12 protein-coding genes are annotated in these 12,343 nt (G+C 40.9%); 7 read left to right on the forward strand and 5 right to left on the reverse strand.

Features of this window, described 5'->3' with window-relative positions:
- The first annotated feature begins 7 nt into the window (after positions 1-7).
- The gene (gene tsaB / locus D2V08_RS08975; protein WP_119607688.1) at positions 8-688 is read left to right on the forward strand and encodes a tRNA (adenosine(37)-N6)-threonylcarbamoyltransferase complex dimerization subunit type 1 TsaB; all 681 of its coding nucleotides are present in this window, start codon (positions 8-10) and stop codon (positions 686-688) included.
- Here tsaB and D2V08_RS08980 read toward each other — a convergent pair.
- The 4 genes from D2V08_RS08980 to D2V08_RS08995 form a co-directional block, all read right to left on the reverse strand.
- The gene (locus D2V08_RS08980) at positions 685-1,512 is read right to left on the reverse strand and encodes a mechanosensitive ion channel family protein (RefSeq protein WP_119607689.1); all 828 of its coding nucleotides are present in this window, start codon (positions 1,510-1,512) and stop codon (positions 685-687) included. The two genes, tsaB and D2V08_RS08980, sit on opposite strands and share 4 nt — an antisense overlap.
- Before the next feature lie 72 nt (positions 1,513-1,584).
- Positions 1,585-3,690, reverse strand: coding sequence for a thioredoxin domain-containing protein (locus tag D2V08_RS08985; RefSeq protein WP_119607690.1), 2,106 nt, complete (start codon positions 3,688-3,690; stop codon positions 1,585-1,587).
- 67 nt (positions 3,691-3,757) lie between these two features.
- Positions 3,758-3,958: a dodecin family protein gene (locus tag D2V08_RS08990; protein ID WP_119607762.1), complete on the reverse strand. Its 201-nt coding sequence runs from the start codon at positions 3,956-3,958 to the stop codon at positions 3,758-3,760.
- Between the two features lie 70 nt (positions 3,959-4,028).
- A complete protein-coding gene (locus D2V08_RS08995) occupies positions 4,029-4,925 on the reverse strand; it encodes a NifU family protein (RefSeq protein ID WP_119607691.1) in 897 nt (298 codons plus the stop codon).
- Positions 4,926-5,050: 125 nt separating this feature from the next.
- On the opposite strand from D2V08_RS08995, the gene D2V08_RS09000 reads away from it, so the two are divergent.
- Positions 5,051-6,046 carry a PorP/SprF family type IX secretion system membrane protein gene (locus tag D2V08_RS09000; RefSeq protein WP_119607692.1) on the forward strand — a complete coding sequence of 332 codons (996 nt, stop codon included), beginning with the start codon at positions 5,051-5,053 and terminating at the stop codon, positions 6,044-6,046.
- A 52-nt stretch (positions 6,047-6,098) separates the two neighbouring features.
- Here D2V08_RS09000 and D2V08_RS09005 read toward each other — a convergent pair whose 3' ends face one another.
- Positions 6,099-7,268, reverse strand: a complete 1,170-nt coding sequence (locus D2V08_RS09005) for a vWA domain-containing protein (RefSeq protein WP_119607693.1) — start codon at positions 7,266-7,268, stop codon at positions 6,099-6,101.
- A 198-nt stretch (positions 7,269-7,466) separates the two neighbouring features.
- Between D2V08_RS09005 and D2V08_RS09010 the strand changes: the two genes are divergently transcribed.
- From D2V08_RS09010 to D2V08_RS17490, 5 genes are all read left to right on the forward strand, one after another.
- The gene (locus D2V08_RS09010; protein ID WP_119607694.1) at positions 7,467-9,683 is read left to right on the forward strand and encodes a tetratricopeptide repeat-containing sensor histidine kinase; all 2,217 of its coding nucleotides are present in this window, start codon (positions 7,467-7,469) and stop codon (positions 9,681-9,683) included.
- Positions 9,683-10,414 (forward strand): LytR/AlgR family response regulator transcription factor, encoded by a 732-nt coding sequence (locus tag D2V08_RS09015; protein ID WP_119607763.1) that lies wholly within the window; start codon positions 9,683-9,685, stop codon positions 10,412-10,414. The genes D2V08_RS09010 and D2V08_RS09015 overlap by 1 nt, the downstream gene beginning before the upstream one ends.
- 57 nt (positions 10,415-10,471) lie before the next feature.
- Positions 10,472-10,987 carry a gamma carbonic anhydrase family protein gene (locus D2V08_RS09020; RefSeq protein WP_119607695.1) on the forward strand — a complete coding sequence of 172 codons (516 nt, stop codon included), beginning with the start codon at positions 10,472-10,474 and terminating at the stop codon, positions 10,985-10,987.
- A 154-nt stretch (positions 10,988-11,141) separates the two neighbouring features.
- Positions 11,142-12,026 (forward strand): ACP S-malonyltransferase, encoded by an 885-nt coding sequence (gene fabD, locus D2V08_RS09025; protein WP_119607696.1) that lies wholly within the window; start codon positions 11,142-11,144, stop codon positions 12,024-12,026.
- Positions 12,027-12,069: 43 nt separating this feature from the next.
- The coding region (locus D2V08_RS17490) for a hypothetical protein (RefSeq protein WP_220473390.1) at positions 12,070-12,343 on the forward strand (274 nt) is incomplete at its 3' end.

The following is a 12,343-nucleotide window of genomic DNA, read 5'->3' on the forward strand; positions in this document are numbered from 1 at the left end:
GGCCGCTATGACCATAATACTACATTTAGAAACTGCAACAACCAATTGCTCTGTGAGCATCTCAAAGGATGATGAAATCGTTGTCCTAAAAGAGAATAACGCAGCGAGTTATTCGCACTCGGAACAATTGCACGTATTTATAAAAGAAGCCTTGAAAGAGGCTTCTTTGTCATTTTCGGACTTGGATGCCGTTGCTATAAGCAAAGGTCCAGGTTCCTATACGGGACTCCGTATTGGGGTGTCAGCGGCAAAAGGAATTTGTTTTTCCTTGGATATACCGTTGATTTCGATACCCACTTTACAGAGTATGGCACGTCAGGTGGATTTAAAACCTGGGGAGTTGGTGATTCCAGCGCTCGATGCCCGACGTATGGAGGTGTATTCTTGTGTTTATAATAACAACTATCAAGAAGTACGGGAAACTCGTGCGGAGATAATTAATGAGGAATCCTTTGTTGAATACCTTGGCGAGAACGAGGTGTATGTAGTAGGTAGTGGGGCAGAAAAATGTAGGGGTGTCTTGCAACACCCCAATTTTATTTTCGATGAATCTGTTGTTCCTTCAGCCGAGGATATGGTTTCGATGGCTTTTGAAAAGTTTGAGTCGAAACAATTTGAGGATGTGGCCTATTTTGAACCTTATTACCTCAAAGATTTTGTTCTTCAACAAAAGAAGAAAAAAAATTAATCCATTACAGCTTTGTGCATCACCCGTTGTGGGAATGGAATCTCAATTCCTGCGGCGTCAAAACGTAGTTTGGTTTGCTCTATTACATAAAAATGCGCTGGCCAAAAAACATCGTTATTGGCCCAAAAGCGGAGTGTAAGATTTACGGAACTATCACCCAATTCGCCCACATATACTTCTGGAGCAGGTTCGGTATTGATGCTGGGATTTTCGGCACATATCTTTAAAAGAATTTCTTTGGCTTCTTTAATATTGGATCCATATCCAATCCCTACATCAAATTTATCCCTTCGGGTATTCTCCATATTATAATTGATTACGTTCCCATTGGAAAGCTGTCCATTTGGGATAATGGCAATTTGGTTGCCAAACGTGCTCAGTTTTGTATTGAAAATGGAAATCTCCTTTACGGTTCCGTCCACTCCTTGGGCAGAGATAAAATCACCCACCTTAAAAGGTTTAAAGATTAAAATGAGTACCCCTCCGGCAAAATTGGCCAAGGATCCTTGTAGGGCCAAACCAATGGCAAGACCGGCGGCACCGACCAAGGCAACCAATGATGAGGTTTTGACGCCCAATTGCGTTACTACCAAAACAAATACTAGAGCTTTAAGGATAACACTTATAAAACTCTGTAAAAATGATTCCAGGGTTTCATCGTAATCCTTTTTAGCAAAAAATCGGCGCACCATTTTATTGATCAATCGGATTACCCAAACACCCACAAAAAAAGTAATGATGGCCGTAATAAGATTGGGCAATATACTAAAGGACCATTCTACAGCTTGGTCTATGTAATCTTGATAATTTTCTAATTCTTCCATAATGGTTTTTAGTTTAAATAGCAACGTAATTAATATTCAAATGAAATAAAAAAAAAGGTTTTTAAACAAATGTTAATTGGCTAGCTGTTTTAGAACTTCTTCAGCGTTTGATACGGGTAGTTTGCAGGCGCCTTCAATGCATACATAGGCAAGTGTTTCTCCGGGCACGTCCCTGTTTTCTAATAGTTCAATGTTTGCATCTTTTTGGGTGCCCACCAAAATGCTATTGGGAACATAGACTTTACTGATTTCTTGTCCTATGGATTTGTAGTCTTTGCCAACTATGGCTATTTCGTAAAAGTTTTGGTTAAGGTATAGCGCCAAATGCAGCCAGTTCGAAAATCCTTGGGCCCTTCGGTCAAAATCCTTTTGAACGTTTTTGAGCATTTGTTTGGCGGTTTCCCCATAGGTTTCATCTGGATACAGTTTATGAAATTTATATAGATTGATGGCCATCATAGAGTTGGAAGATGAGATCACATTATCATCAACTTCTATGGTTCTTCTGATCAAGGATTGGTCTTCATCCGAAGTATAAAAAAACATACCTGATTCTTCATCCAAAAAGTGTTTTTTGGAATATTCGAGCAGGTTTTTGGCCAAATTGAGCCATTTTTCATCAAAAGTAACCTCGTAGAGTGAAAGGTAAGCATCGATCACAGTGGTATAATCATCTAAAAAGGCATTGATGGTGCTTCTACCTTCTTTGTGGTTTCTGTAGAGCGAACCATCCTGTTTCATCATTTCACGTTCAATAAACTCTGCGTTTTTAATGGCTAAAGTCAAGTATCTTTTTTCGCCAAAATAGCGATACGCATCTACAAGCCCTTTCAACATTAAACCGTTCCAAGAAGTTAGTATTTTGTCGTCCAATCGTGGTTTGGGACGTTTGCTTCTTTCTTCTTTGAGTATGGTGAGGCTCTTGTTTATTTTGATCTTCAGTTCAGGTATCGAAATATTGAACTTTTTAGCAACATCTTGATTGCTTTTATCCCTAATCAAGACATAGTTTTCTTCCTCCCAATGTCCATAGGAATTAATATTGAAATAGTCCTGAAAAACCTCATAATCATCACCCAATAGTTGGGTGAGTTCCTCTTTTGTCCAAACGTAATAGGCGCCCTCCTCCAGATTGCCGTTGTCATCAAGGCTATCTGCATCCAAGGAGGAATAAAATCCACCGCTTTCATCCAAAAGTTCTTCTTCGGTAAAATCAATGGTCTCCGTCACCACATTTTTGTACAATTCATTTTTGGTTACCGCGTAGGCCTTGGCGTATAAGCTTATCAGTTGCCCATTGTCGTACAGCATTTTTTCAAAATGGGGTACATGCCATTTGGTATCCACGGCATATCGGGAAAATCCACCGCCTACATGGTCGTAAACGCCACCATATGCCATTCGGGTGAGCGTGGTGTCCACAAATTCCATAATTTCGGCATTGTCGGTCGATGTGGCATAGTGTAATAAAAAGTCCCAATTGTTGGGCATCATAAATTTTGGAGCACGTTTATGCCCGCCCAAAAACGTATCAAAATATTGGGTCCAATTTTGTACAGATGCATCCAATTGCTCCAAAGAATAGAGGTCGCTGTCCTCATCATTTTCTACAAGGTTGATAGCTTGGAGTCCATCCGCTAAATCCGAGGCGTATTTTGTTACTCGGGGTTTATCTTCTTTATAAAGGGTGGCAAGCTGCTCCAATGATTTTATCCAATTGTCCTTTGGAACATAAGTAGCGCCCCAAAAAGGTCTCCCGTCTGGTAAGGCGACAATATTTAGTGGCCACCCACCATTCCCATTGATCATCTGGATGGCATCCATATAAATTTGGTCCACATCGGGACGTTCCTCTCTATCAATTTTAATGTTTATGAAATTCTCATTCATTAATCGGGCTACTTCCTCATCTTCAAAACACTCTTTTTCCATAACGTGGCACCAATGGCAGGCGGCATACCCAATACTAATGAGTAAAAGTTTATCCTCCTTTTGGGCCCTTTCGAGTACATCTGGGCGCCATGCTTCCCAATTTACGGGGTTGTGGGCATGTTGTAGCAGATAAGGGCTGGTTTCCTCTATTAGGGCATTGGTATATTCGTGGGTCACTTCTTTAGGTTTTTGGTTGCAGCTTAGGACCGCTGCGGCAATTAATAAATAGAAAAGCACTTTTTTCATCAGGAGAGCATTTTTGCGCATAAAAAAATGCGTCCATTTTGGGACGCATCTTCATTTCATTAATTTTTTAATGAACTTCAAAGGTAATCTTTACGTTCACCCTGTAGTCGTCAATCTTTCCATCTTTTACCGTGGCGCTTTGCTCGTTGATATAGATGGAACGAATGTTCTTTACAGATTTTGAGGCTTGCTCCAACGCTTTGTTGGTTGCATCTTCCCAGCTTTTGCTGGAATTCGCCAATACTTCAATAACTTTTAAAACTGCCATGGTCAATGTTTTTATGATTCCTTTCAATTTAACAAATTTTGATGGGAATTCGGCAGTAAAACAGCGTTAATTATCCGTTTAGAGCAACGACTTCCTTGATTTTTTCGCCCATCATGTTTTTAAGCATGGTTTCTATACCATTTTTAAGGGTAAAGGTGGACGATGGACAGCCACTACAGGCTCCTTGAAGAATAACGCTTACAGTTCCGCTTTCCTCTTCATAAGATTGAAATAGAATGTTTCCTCCATCTCCGGCAACGGCTGGTTTTACATATTCTTCCAAAATGTCAATAATCTGAAGCGATGTGTCATCGTAATCCGTGCCAGTGGTTTTCTGCTCAACAGTTTCTTTGCTTTTTTGTATGGCTTCCGCTGTCACTACATCTTTCCCGTCAGCCAAATAATCTCTGATGAATTCACGCAATTGCATGTTGATCTCTTCCCAATCAGCAACCTCGTATTTGGTAACGGAAACATAGTTTTCGTCCATAAAAACCTCTTTTACAAAAGGTAGGTGAAAGAGTTCAATAGCTAAAGGAGAGTCCTTGGCTTCATCAATATTTTTGAACTCATAGGTGTTGGGAACGATTTTTTTGTTCGAAACGAATTTCATTACCGCAGGATTGGGAGTCACCTCTGCATATACCGTAATGGGTTGCTTCTTTTTAATGTCGGTCTCATTTACAATCGGTTCCCCAGCGTTGAGGTATTCGACCAGTTGCTGGGCGACCTCGTCTTTTACATCGTCCCATTCCACAATGTCAAAACGTTCCAAAGCCACAAAATTACTGGCAATATAAACGGTTTTGACAAAGGGCAGATAAAAAAGTTGTTGTGCCAAAGGGGATTCTTTGGCCTCATCTATATTTTTATATTCGTAGTTGCCTTTGACCAAAAAATGGTTGGTCTCGAACTTAATGATCTTGGTGTTGTTGGTGGGAACAACCGTAATATGGAACTCTTTCATCATTGAATCTTTGCTGCAAAAATACCAATAGTTAAGATGCGTAGCAAAATATTATAATAATGTATTGTGGTTTCCGTTATGTTATTGTTTTATTGTATTCAATAACCATTAGCCCCAATCGTCACATGAGACGTATCTTAACCTCGATTATTATAACCTTGTTTTTTGGGTCCATGGCCAAGGCACAAGAAGGTATTCCAGTATACTTTGACTACTTGGCGGATAACTATTATTTGGTTTACCCGTCCATGGCAGGGATTTCGGAGGGCACCAAAATTCGTCTTACGGCTAGGAAACAATGGTTTAATGTGGACGAGGCACCAAGCTTGCAAACCTTGAACATTAATTCCAGGGTTGGTGAGCGTAGTGGAATAGGGGGCATACTTTTTAACGACTCCAACGGCTACCACTCACAAACAGGATTTAAAGCAACCTATGCGCATCATTTGCAATTGGGAGGAGATTTTAGAACCCTTAATCAGTTGTCCTTTGGTTTGAGCGCAGGTGTCATTTTGAGCAGTTTGGATGAAAGTGAATTTGTATCGGTAATTCCTGATCCCGTGGTAACCGGAGTGAAAAACACCACAAGCTATTTTAATGTAGACCTTGGAGTATCTTATAACTTATTTGAATTTTACGCCCATGCCGCCATTTTAAATGTTTTGGGCAGTGGCCGTGATTTATATACTGCTGCTGAGTTTGATAACTTAAGACGTTATTTGTTTTCCGTAGGATACGTTTTTGGTAGAGAAACAAGAATAGAGCCTTCCATTTTGTTCCAGATGACGGATTTTACCAAAGAGAAAACAGTGGATTTGAATGCAAAAGTATATCGCGATGTGAGTTTTGGTACCGTTTGGGCCGGATTGTCATACCGACGTAGTTTTGACGGGGCACAATTTCAATCCAATGGCCAGTTTGGAGAACAACGATTACAGTTGTTTACTCCGATAATAGGGGTGAATGTGAATAGATTCTTGTTCTCTTATAACTATTCCTACCAATCAGGGGATATTCGTTTTGATAATGGCGGTTTTCATCAAATTACCTTGGGTTACGAATTTGGACAGAGTGATCAAGGTAAGCGCTACGATTGTTATTGCCCGGCGGCCAATAATTAAAATGGCCCACCTTTAATGATGGACCATGTAGCATTAGCTGTTTAAAATAAACCTAATCCCAAGTAAAGTTTTTCTTTGAAGCCTGGGTCTTTATGGCCGATAGCATGGCATTTTCAAGCTCTCCTGTTTCTTCTTTTTGATGCTCGGCAATGTAAACCTCGCGTTTGGCATTGAGTTCCTGTATCTTTTTTTGGATTTTTTGGCGCTCTGCTTTCTTTTCTTTTACGTAGACCTTGATCTCGTTTTCGGATTTCCCTTGAAGTTCCTCAGGTAGTTCTTTTTCCTTCAATTCTGAAATAATGGATTCGTCGTCCTCTGCTGCATCCACCAAATCCCATTGAGAATTTTTATACAGTCTGGAGCTTTTGCTAACAGCACGTTTTACGACTACAACCTCTTCCAATTCAGCGGCATTGGCGTCTTGCATGGATTGAAGCGCTTTCTTTTGCCTTCCAATAGAACCATAAGAGATATAGGTGTTGTTCAATTTAGAATTTAATTGAATAATGATATCGTCATAAGGCGTGTTGATATGAACCACTTGCCTGTTGTGATCAATGGCCATGTACTCACCTCCGGTAAGCATAGCGCCTTTTTTCCACATGGTAGAGATGCCTTGGTCGTAATTGCCACAAAAAATGGTATTTACGATTACATCTTTTTCTTGTGCATTGGTGGCAGCATCTTTATAATCCAATTTTCCTTGGGTAAAAGGTTCATTGCCTGCAATAAAAATCATTTTAAGGTCATCGGCATTTTTGCCCCAATCCAATTGTTTTAATGAAGTATGGATTACTTGTCCGCAATATTCTTCACCGCCATTGGTAGTCAAGGAAAAAAGTTTCTCGGAAATCTCATCCAAGTCATTACTGAAACCCAAAACCTGTCTAATATACCCTTCGTGTGATGAAAGGTTGTCGTTCCCGTACTCATAAAGTGCAATTTGAAGGGAAGGTCTAATATTGGTACCACATTTCGCATGGGTAAATTCATTTACAATATCCCATAATTGTGTTTTGGCCTGATTGATGAGACCGTCCATACTGTTGCTTGTGTCCAAGAGCAAGGCGATTTTAACGTATTGCTCTGCTGGTTTCTTGCCGGCATAGGTGGTTGTTAATGTTGTTTTCTCTTTGGTGTGGGCCTTTAGGTTGCAACCATAGCTTGTTCCTGTTATAAATAATAGGAGCGCTGTACCGAATATGTAATTCATATGTTTCATGATGCAATAATTTTTAATGTTGAGGTAAATGTATCTGCAACTTTGATCAATAAAAACCTAGAATGAGCAACACGGTGCTTTAAATGAGTAACCTTGCCCGATTACTTCGTAAGGAGGTAAAATCATGCTGTTTTTCAAGGTGATTAGGCAACGTCCTATTTTTTAAAATGCTTGGGAAGCAGTATGTTTACCTAAGTTATGATTCACAAGGCCTACATAATAGTATTGGTATTGATGACCTCCCTGAGCACATGGGCGCAGGTTGGAAATGCGCAAGGGCAAATGGAAATCAAGGGTTCCGTTAAGGGAAAGGAAAGCCATGTCCCCATTTCCGGGGTTCAGGTTTCTACCGATAAGGGACAATATACCAGAACCAACGGTCTAGGGGAATTCACCATTAAGGCGTCCATAGGTGATATGCTAATTGTTGAGGGGCCGGAACTGGAAACGGTGCGTTACCGAATCAAATCAGATGAAGATGTGGATGTATTGGTTGAAGGTTATGGTAGTTCCAGATCTGTCCAAAAGCAAAAGCGTGAAGCTTCCAGTTCAAGAAGTGCACTGATGGATCACCAGCGCTTTTTGGATTCGGCCAACTTTTATAAAAAAACGGATTTCGAGAAAAGCATTGATTTTATCGCCCGTTCCATGGAGCCTCTCGGAAGTACAGGAAACAAGCGAGAACTGTCATCCTCGCTCCGAACCCTTGGTGAAATTTATATGTACCATGAACAGTATGATTTGGCTATCACCAATTTCAAGGATGCCCTGGCCGCTCAAGAATCCAACAGGACCAAATTGCTGTTGGGTACTGCGTATGTACGGAATGGCAATTATGAAAGCGGGATTTCCATTTTGGAGCCATTGGTTGAAGTAAAAAACATGGTGCCTTACCAACGAGTGGAACTTTACGAAACACTGGGCGACGCCAATAGAGTATTGTCGAATCTTAAAGAAGCACAACACTATTATCAAGAGGGGCTTTTTATCGCAGAAAAAAATCAGATATCTCCAAAGGAAATAGATTTAAGTTCTAAAATAGCTGATGCCTTTGCTAGTGAGGACCGAGTAATTGAGGCAGAAGGCTTTTATCAGAATTCATTGAACCTTTCCAAAAAAGTGGCGCCGGAAAGATTGATTCAGGAAAGTGAAAAGGTGGCGGATTTTTATAACCAAAAGAATCGCTATGACGATGAAATCCAACTGCGTAAAAAGAATTTGGACGAGTTGAAACAATTATCTAGAAATGCTGTGGCCTCGGCCAGGCAAGGCATTTCCACTAGGGATACGGTAACCTCACAGCGCATCAACTATAAAATAGCCAATGCCTATATCGCCCAGGATAAATTGGACGAGGCCATTCCTTACCTGGAAAAAAGTATTGTTGAGGCCGATAAAGACGATGATTTGGTGGTGCAAAAGGATGCGACCCGAAAATTATCCGAAGTGTATCGCAACAAGGGCGACTATACCAAAGCTTTGGAGTCCTACCAAGATTATGTGGCCGTGGTAGATAGTTTGTATGTGCGAAAAGAGCAAGAAATATCTAGAGCGGCCCGTTTTAATCGTGAGATTGCGAATACCCAAAACCGTATCTCAAGTTTGGAGCAGGAAAGAGAACTCAGCCAGAGTAAGTATAGTTTGGCGGTAACCGAACAGCAGCTGTACGAAGAGACCAGTAAACGTCAAAAATGGATCATCTATTCGCTCATTTTTGGAATAGCATTGATGGCCCTAACTGCATTTCTTTATTATAGAAGTAACAAACAGCAAAAACTGGCCAACAATCTTCTGGCATTGAAGTCGCTGCGTACTCAAATGAATCCTCATTTTATTTTTAATGCCCTCAATTCCGTAAACAATTATATCGCCAAAAGCGACGAGCGGAGTGCCAACCGTTTTTTGAGCGAGTTCTCGGTGTTGATGCGAAGCGTACTCGAGAATTCCGAAGAGGATTTTATACCGCTGGCCAAAGAATTGGAACTATTGGAGCTCTACGTGAAACTCGAACATTCCAGATTCTCCGACAAGTTTGATTATGAAATTGATGTGGACGGTAAAATCGATATTGATGCCTTCCAAATCCCACCGATGCTGCTGCAACCTTATATTGAAAATGCCATTTGGCACGGCCTGCGTTATAAAGAGGGAAAAGGATTTTTAAAAATAAAGGTCCGGCAAGTGACAAACGATATGCTTGAAATCTGTATTGAGGACAATGGTATTGGAAGGAAAAAGTCAGCTGAGTTAAAAACTACTAATCAGCGTAAACAAAAATCCAAGGGAATAGGCAATATTCAAAAGCGAATCCAAATCTTGAACGATATGTATAAGAATAGAGTGGAAGTATCCATTGCTGACCTAAAGGAGGACAAAACAGGAACCAAAGTATCCCTAAAACTTAAAAAACAATGATGGAACTAAAAGCGGTCATTGTGGAAGATGAAGCCAATAGTCGGGAAATCCTTCGAAACTATTTGGCGAAATATTGTGAAAACATCACCTTGCTTGGTGAAGGAGCAACCATTGAAGAGGGTTTGAAGGAAATCAAAAAGCATCAACCAGATTTGGTGCTTTTGGATGTGGAAATGCCTTTTGGCAATGCTTTTGACCTGTTGGATAAAATACCGGGCCGAACCTTCGAAACTATTTTTGTGACGGCTTATAATCAATATGCGATGGATGCTTTGAACCATCATGCTGCCTATTATTTAATGAAACCCATCAATATTGATGAATTGATCAAAGCAGTGGATTATGTTCGGGCCATCAAAGAAAAAGAAAATGCTCTGGAAGGGCAAGTGCTCCAAGCCAGACATATGGGGGCAGAAGGAAAAATAACACTGCCCCAACAAGATGGTTTCCAAGTGTTGGATGTATCGGATATCTATTTCTGCAAGGCAGATGACAACTACACAGAAATCTATCTGGAAAAGAAAAAAATAGTGGTAAGCAAGACCTTAAAATATTTTGAGGAGGTATTACAGCCCTATTCCTTTGCCCGTATCCATAAATCCTATTTGGTGAATGTAACCGAAGTGGTAAAGTATAAAAAAGGGAAGGGTGGCAGCGTGGTGCTGTCCAATGGCAAGGAACTTTCCGTTTCTGCTTCCAAAAAAGCCGATCTATTGTCGTATTTTCAATAAATTGTCACATTGACCAAGGTCGAGTGCGATTTTACAAAAACCTCAAAATACATTAGAATGATTATCAAACCCGTGAGGGGCAAAGCTCCACAAATAGGAAAAGATTGTTTTATTGCCGAAAATGCCACCATCGTAGGCGAGGTGAGCATGGGCGACCAATGTAGTGTATGGTTTAACGCCGTGGTGCGTGGCGATGTCCATTTTATTAAAATGGGCAACAAGGTCAATGTACAGGACGGTGCGGTAATTCATGGTACTTATCAGAAGTCTCCGACTACTATTGGCAATAATGTTTCCATAGGTCATAATGCCATAGTGCATGGTTGCACCCTAAAAGACAATGTATTGGTGGGTATGGGAAGCATTATTATGGATGGTTGTGTGGTGGAAAGCAACTCCATTATCGCTGCTGGAGCTGTGGTTACTACGGGAACCCATGTAGAGGCCGGGAGTATTTATGCCGGTATGCCCGCTAAGAAAATAAAGGACATCAGTCCCGAACTATCATCTGGGGAAATAGATAGGATTGCCAACAATTATGTGAAATATTCCAGTTGGTTCAAAGAAGAGTAATGGATTTGAGGTTGTGAGGAATTCAAATAATTTAATATTCCAACAATCCAACAATCCAACAATCCAACAATCCAACAATCCAACAATCCAACCATCCAAAAAGCTATCGAAGAATATTCCCTATTTTTGTCCCACTCAAAAAAACTCGACAATTATGAACGCATATATTTTTCCAGGACAAGGAGCTCAATTTGTGGGTATGGGCTTGGACCTTTACGAAAACCATTCCGAAGCACAGGAACTTTTTGAAAGAGCCAATGAAATTCTTGGGTTTTCCATTACGGATATCATGTTCGAAGGAACCGCTGAAGATCTAAAGCAGACCAAGGTGACCCAGCCAGCTATCTTTTTACACTCTGTAATTTTGAGCAAGGTATTGGGAGATACGTTTAAACCAGACATGGTTGCTGGCCATTCTTTGGGTGAATTCTCTGCATTGGTTGCCAATGGAACCTTGAATTTTGAAGACGGTTTAAAATTGGTTTCACAACGTGCACTTGCTATGCAAAAGGCCTGTGAAATCCAGCCTAGCACTATGGCTGCCGTTTTAGGTCTGGAAGATGAGGTAGTTGAAAAAATCTGTGCTGAGGTTGAAGGTATTGTGGTTCCAGCGAACTATAACTGCCCAGGGCAATTGGTTATTTCTGGTGACGTTGATGCTGTGAACATAGCCTGTGAAAAAATGAAGGAAGCCGGAGCCAGACGAGCATTGTTGTTGCCCGTAGGAGGAGCTTTCCATTCTCCATTAATGGAGCCTGCTCGTGAAGAATTGGCCGCGGCCATAGAATCCACGGAGTTTAAGACACCGAGTTGTCCCATATACCAAAATGTGACCACCACGGCGGTGTCCGATGCCGAGGAAATAAAAAAGAATTTGATCCTGCAATTGACCGCCCCCGTAAAGTGGACGCAAAGCGTACAGCAAATGGTAAAAGACGGGGCAACATCCTTTGTGGAAGTAGGGCCGGGCAAGGTGTTGCAAGGTTTGGTGAAAAAAATCCACCGCGAGGCCGAAACCAGTTCTGCTGTAGTTTCTTAAAAAAGAAAAACAGTTTATCCGAATAAATAGAGATTTAAACTAATTGGCAAGGAACTTCCTTGCCTTTTTTGTAATATTGGAGGCTCCCAAGTCACCTACTTTAGCTTTGCGTTTAACCCAACTGAAACTATTTATATTGGTGATGTCGACCTTATTTAAAAATCCCTCAAATCGAACGCAGACCACTTCTGGTCGCGGAAACATTTTCTTTGTTCTTTTCTTTCTTTTTGGGATTGGATTAGGATTTGGGCAGGCCCCTTCGGGCTACAGTGTGACGATCGACCAGGACCCAATCGGCACGGGGAACGAGACATCGG

This window comes from Flagellimonas lutimaris (assembly GCF_003581615.1).
Classification (GTDB): Bacteria; Bacteroidota; Bacteroidia; order Flavobacteriales; family Flavobacteriaceae; genus Flagellimonas; species Flagellimonas lutimaris.

What these genes read in the sequence shown, in the direction of transcription:
- D2V08_RS08990 (WP_119607762.1), bottom strand. Translation starts at nt 3,958, where the DNA reads ATGGCAGTTTTAAAAGTTATTGAAGTATTGGCGAATTCCAGCAAAAGC.
- D2V08_RS09015 (WP_119607763.1), top strand. Translation starts at nt 9,683, where the DNA reads ATGGAACTAAAAGCGGTCATTGTGGAAGATGAAGCCAATAGTCGGGAA.
- D2V08_RS09020 (WP_119607695.1), top strand. Translation starts at nt 10,472, where the DNA reads ATGATTATCAAACCCGTGAGGGGCAAAGCTCCACAAATAGGAAAAGAT.
- D2V08_RS09010 (WP_119607694.1), top strand. Translation starts at nt 7,467, where the DNA reads ATGATTCACAAGGCCTACATAATAGTATTGGTATTGATGACCTCCCTG.
- D2V08_RS09005 (WP_119607693.1), bottom strand. Translation starts at nt 7,268, where the DNA reads ATGAAACATATGAATTACATATTCGGTACAGCGCTCCTATTATTTATA.
- D2V08_RS08995 (WP_119607691.1), bottom strand. Translation starts at nt 4,925, where the DNA reads ATGAAAGAGTTCCATATTACGGTTGTTCCCACCAACAACACCAAGATC.
- tsaB (WP_119607688.1), top strand. Translation starts at nt 8, where the DNA reads ATGACCATAATACTACATTTAGAAACTGCAACAACCAATTGCTCTGTG.
- D2V08_RS08985 (WP_119607690.1), bottom strand. Translation starts at nt 3,690, where the DNA reads ATGAAAAAAGTGCTTTTCTATTTATTAATTGCCGCAGCGGTCCTAAGC.
- fabD (WP_119607696.1), top strand. Translation starts at nt 11,142, where the DNA reads ATGAACGCATATATTTTTCCAGGACAAGGAGCTCAATTTGTGGGTATG.
- D2V08_RS08980 (WP_119607689.1), bottom strand. Translation starts at nt 1,512, where the DNA reads ATGGAAGAATTAGAAAATTATCAAGATTACATAGACCAAGCTGTAGAA.
- D2V08_RS09000 (WP_119607692.1), top strand. Translation starts at nt 5,051, where the DNA reads ATGAGACGTATCTTAACCTCGATTATTATAACCTTGTTTTTTGGGTCC.